This is a genomic window from Laspinema sp. D2d (assembly GCF_025370755.1).
Taxonomy (GTDB): Bacteria; Cyanobacteriota; Cyanobacteriia; order Cyanobacteriales; family Laspinemataceae; genus Laspinema.
Genome location: NZ_JAMXFC010000080.1, coordinates 1 through 2,569 on the forward strand (window position 1 = coordinate 1; position 2,569 = coordinate 2,569).

The 2,569-nt window shown below is 46.9% G+C and carries 1 protein-coding gene; it reads right to left on the reverse strand.

The genetic code is table 11. The features are described 5' to 3' along the window. Positions 1-109: 109 nt before the first annotated feature. Positions 110-1,849, reverse strand: a complete 1,740-nt coding sequence (ltrA, locus tag NG796_RS26260; RefSeq protein WP_261210451.1) for a group II intron reverse transcriptase/maturase — start codon at positions 1,847-1,849, stop codon at positions 110-112. Positions 1,850-2,569 lie beyond the last annotated feature (720 nt).

Here is a 2,569-nt window from a genome sequence, read left to right on the forward strand (position 1 = left end):
TATTAGGGGTCGATGGGGAAATCACTTTCCCCACCTCCCATTCAGAACCCAGCGTGCCACTTTCACGGCACTAGGCTCCTACCTAATTTGACCCTTTTCATGGGTACGACTACCAGAGTGGCTGGTCTTCTTCCTGATACCCTTGGGCGCTTCTGTCATATCTTGACTTTAAGTCGTGACAGTGAGCGTGAAGCAATTGCAGGTTTTTGTATTCATCTTTCCCGCCTTTGCATTTGGGATTGATATGGTCTACTTCCAGCAAGTCGCTGCTGGTAAAGTATTGCCCGCAATATGGGCATTTACCCTTCTGCTTTTTCAGCAGTTTCGTCACTCTTGTAGGGGCTTCGATGTCTTGTCCTCGCCTGGTACTCCAGTAAATCCAATCGCCGTCATACGGGGATTTGTCAGGCTTGACTAGGGTATGTCGTTTGATTTCGACATCTGCGTGTTTTTGTAGCGTCATTCCGTCTGCTGTTGCAAACGTCCAGCTACCATGTCGGCCTTCGCGATAATACTTGCGTATTGCTTGGGCTTTCTGTTTTCTTCCGCGTCTACTTACGGACCATGCTCTGAGCATTTGCCAGAGAGTGTAGTCTTCAGATGAAAACGTCTCTTTAGCTGCTACCCCTGAGTAGTAGTTTGCCCATCCTCTAATCATCGGGTTTAAGTGCCTGATGAGTCCCGCTTGTGGGGCTGTTTTATGGGTCTTAATGACTGCTTTTAGGGCTACATGGTGGGCTTTGATTGCTTTCTTGCTTGGTTTAATCAGGGTTTTATATCCAGAGAGAGTGGCGTATTTGCCTCCCCCTCCTTTACCTGACTTGTGTTTTCCAACTGGGTATTGTCGGATGTTAAATCCAAGGAAATCAAACCCAGGGGGTACAGTCAATTCACTTTCTGGAACCTTAATATGATTCAGAGTGTGACATATCCTGGTTTTCTCTGGCTTTAATTCCAACCCAACTGGTTGTAACCAAGTTTCGATTGCGGCTTTAGCTCCTAGGATGACCTTCAACTCTGGGTGTAGTACCACAAAGTCGTCGGCGTAACGGATGATTCTTGCTGGGGGATAGTTTCCCTTCTTCGGGAACTTCGACTCCACTTCGCGAATCATCCCATCTAGTGCTATGTTGGCAAGTAGTGGCGATATTACCCCTCCTTGGGGTGTGCCTGCTACTGGCTTTTCAAAGGCTCCTTTGTCCATGATTCCGGCACGTAACCAGGCTTTCACCTGTCTCCGGATTATCTTTGGACATTGGAGCTTTTTCAGTAGGTAGGTGTGGTCGATTTTGTCAAAACACTTGGATATGTCCGCATCCAGAACATAATTTGGTTTCTTGTTTATCACAAGATATATTCTGGCTACGGCGTCGTGTGTTGACCTACCTGGTCTGAAGCCATAGGAAGTCTCCTCAAATTTGGACTCCCAGTATGGCTCTAGTGCCATTTTCACCAATGCCTGACGCGCTCTGTCCTCTACTGTAGGTATTCCTAACGGGCGTTTTTCATCCCGTCCGGGTTTTGGTATCCATATTCTCCGAACTGCTCTTGCCTTGTGAGACAATCTCAGTTTTGAGGCTAGACTGAGCCTTTGCACGGGTGTTAAAGATTTCTTCCCGTCTACCCCGGCTGTCTTTTTGCCTCTGTTGAGTTGGGTTACTTGCCTTACAGCGAGTAGCTTTGCGTAGTATGACTTCAATAGAATTTTCTGAAGCCCTTTTGCTAAGACATGGTTGCCCCTACTAGCCGCTCTGTAGATTCTCTTTTGCAACTTGAAGACCTTCCGCTGTACTAATTTCCAGGGGATGTCGTTCCATTCCACCATCAATTTGCATTGTGTTTTGGACATATAAATCACTACTTGTGACTCTACATTTCAACCTAGGCGCAAGCTGTCAGCATATACCAGTTGTTAGGCTGGCCGTTGGCTTTTGCATTGCATCTCTTACCCGTGTGGCTTGCGCTTACACTTCATTTCACTACTTAGGACTATCGACCTGTCCTAAGAGCCAACGCGGGCTTTACTTCGTTCCGTGGACTTGGGATTATTAGTTTTAGGGTGCTGTCCTATCCCCCTGGGTACTTTTGGGATTTCTCTAATACATGAGAAACTAAACTCTGTACCTTTTGTAGGTTGGAAATTAATACAGCCTACCTATTCCCCATGACCTTTTGGTCGTAGCGTATCAACCAGATTTCGCTGCTTTATTTTTAAGAGGGTTCAAGTCGGACATTCGCCTCACGGCTGACCTTGACTAATTGGCTCGATGGGATTCCCTTACTGGTTAAGAGTTACCTCCTTTTCAGCCCGCTTCACGCCTTTGATGGTGAGTCTCCGGGTGGGGCTGATGCCTAATTACCCCTAGCAATTATTAAATCTTTGTTAAGATTCTTCTTTTGCCAGAAAATCCGGGTATTTGTCTTCCATTTAGGACAACAAATCCACAGTTATAATGGTTTGTGACTACGATTCCAGGCGGGAGCCTGTTAGTACACGGCGTCTGCCGAGACCATTACCACGCGCACACTTCGGGCATTACCCTCCGCTTTTCGCGTGAACGAATCGCAC